2 protein-coding genes are annotated in these 2,336 nt (G+C 38.0%); one reads left to right on the top strand and one right to left on the bottom strand.

Going from position 1 to position 2,336, the window contains the following annotated elements:
* Positions 1-113 precede the first annotated feature (113 nt).
* Positions 114-1,187, top strand: a complete 1,074-nt coding sequence (locus AC1DDX_RS26510; protein ID WP_172661107.1) for a PA0069 family radical SAM protein — start codon at positions 114-116, stop codon at positions 1,185-1,187.
* 4 nt (positions 1,188-1,191) lie between these two features.
* Here the strand turns inward: AC1DDX_RS26510 and AC1DDX_RS26505 are convergent, their stop codons facing one another.
* Positions 1,192-2,130, bottom strand: a complete 939-nt coding sequence (locus tag AC1DDX_RS26505; protein ID WP_172661108.1) for a hydroxypyruvate isomerase family protein — start codon at positions 2,128-2,130, stop codon at positions 1,192-1,194.
* Positions 2,131-2,336: the final 206 nt, after the last annotated feature.

The raw sequence follows: 2,336 nt of genomic DNA, 5'->3' as shown, positions 1-2,336 counted from the left end.
ATATGGTACCTATGGACTATATACCTCTAAAGCGCAAATAAAGATTACATCCCATCACAAAATAGTGAATAACTTCTTTTCAAAGATACTAATATTTTTAGTAATTTTAACTAATGATATTAGACAAAGAAACACCCGACAATTACCACAAAGGAAGAGGGGCTCAGTTTAACCCTCATAATCGTTTTGCTAAAAATGATTATGTAAAGGAACATGATGAAGGAATTGACGAATGGGAAGAGGAGGATCAAAAGACCACTTTCATTTTTGGCAAATCAAAATCTATTGTAAACAAAGTAGATAGTCCTGATGTAGGCATGCTATACTCTCTAAATCCGTATCAGGGCTGTGAACACGGTTGCACCTATTGCTATGCAAGAAACGCGCATGAGTATTGGGGATTTAGCGCTGGATTAGATTTTGAACGCAAAATCATAGTAAAAACAGACGCTCCTATCCTGTTCAAAAAGTTTTTGGAGCGTAAAGGATGGGATGCATCTACTATTTCATTATCTGGCAATACAGACTGCTATCAACCCGCAGAAAGACGCTTCAAAATAACGCGTCAGCTTTTAGAAATTGCTTTGACCTATAAGCAACCCATCGGGATGATTACAAAAAATGCGCTCATACTTCGTGACCTGGATATTCTGCAGGAAATGGCTAAACTTAATTTGTGCATGGTATATGTTTCGATTAATAGCTTAAATGAAAAGCTCCGTTCAAAAATGGAACCGAGAACAACTACTGCCAAACAACGATTAAAAATAGTGGAAGAGCTAAGCAAAGCAGGAATTCCAATGGGCGTTATGGTTGCCCCGCTCGTTCCAGGTCTAAGCGATCATGAAATCCCTGTTATCCTAAAAACTATTGCCAATTGTGGGGCAATATCAGCGGGTTATACTGTGGTACGACTTAATGGCGCTATTGGAGGGATATTTGAAGACTGGCTGCGCAAAAACTACCCTGATCGCTTTGAGAAGGTGTGGCATATGATTCAGTCCTGTCACGGTGGAAATGTAAACGATAGCAGATTTGGAGATAGAATGAGGGGCGATGGCAATATCGCTCAGTTAATTAGAGATAACTTTAAACTTCATTGTCGGCTGAACCACCTAAACGAGAAAAAGATTGAGTTGAACCCTGGTTTGTTTAAAATCCCCAAAGCTCAACTCGATCTATTTTAAAACACTAAGAAAGAAAGTTGTCTTCTTCTCTATATGCTTGTATTACTCTAAGTTCACCTTCTTTTCCTGGTTTTGAATTACCATGTTCCATACCCATAACGCCTTTATACCCTTTTTCATAAAGGTGTTTGAATAAGTTCTTATAGTTAATCTCACCGGTTGTTGGTTCATTTCTTCCAGGATTATCACCTATTTGAATGTAGGCAATCTCATCCCAGCATCTATCAATGTTAACTATTAACTGCCCTTCAGTTTTCTGCATATGATAAATGTCATAAAGAATTTTACATGAAGGACTCTGCACTGCCTTACAAACAGCATAGGTTTCATGCGTTTGTTGTAAAAATAACTCAGGGGTATCACTTAAGGTCTCCAGTACCATTATTAAACCATGGGGTTCAAAAATTTCGGCACCAGCCCTCATAGCATCAACAACATTTGCAAATTGATTTCCATAAGGTAATTTGCGTTCGTAAAATCCCGGAACAACTGTTAACCATTTTGCATTACATCTTTTTGCAGCTTCTACAGACTTTTTACAGGTCTCTACGAATTTATCTTTAAACTCTTTTTTGCCTGTTGTTAACGATGTTTTCCAGTTATCCCCTCCATCAACAACAAAAACACCCATTCTCATGCCCAATTTGGCAAGCAGGTCTCCTATTTTTGTTTGTTCATCAACTGATCTTCCTAAATAGCCATTGTCCTCAATAGAACGAAAACCCTGATCATGCATAAATCTAATCTGATCCAGAAAGCTATCACCGGCATTATTCTTAAACATTCCCTGATGAGGAGCATAATCTAGATTAAAAGTTTTACCAGCCAAGGCTGAGCCTTGCCCCGTAGTAGTTTTGTCTGCAGCAAGTCCATTTATTGAAGACCCGGCCACAAGCGCACCAGTGGCGACAAAGCTATTTCTTAAAAATTCTATTCTGTTCATATTTTTGGTTTTTGGTTAGGTACTTTTTTTAACAATGGATTAGTTTATTATCATTTTTTTAAATCCCGCCGTAAGTGTATCGGCAACGCTTCCGTCCTTTCGGTGATAAATAATATACGCTTCCATATTTTTTTTGGTTGCAAAATCAAGTGCTTCATTAACATTCATAGCCATTATGGGGCTATCATATCCATCGGCAGTAATAG

The organism is Pedobacter sp. 10L46_2 (genome assembly GCF_056395165.1).
Note: the sequence above shows the minus strand (reverse complement) of the source record. Positions and strands in the feature narration are given on the sequence as shown.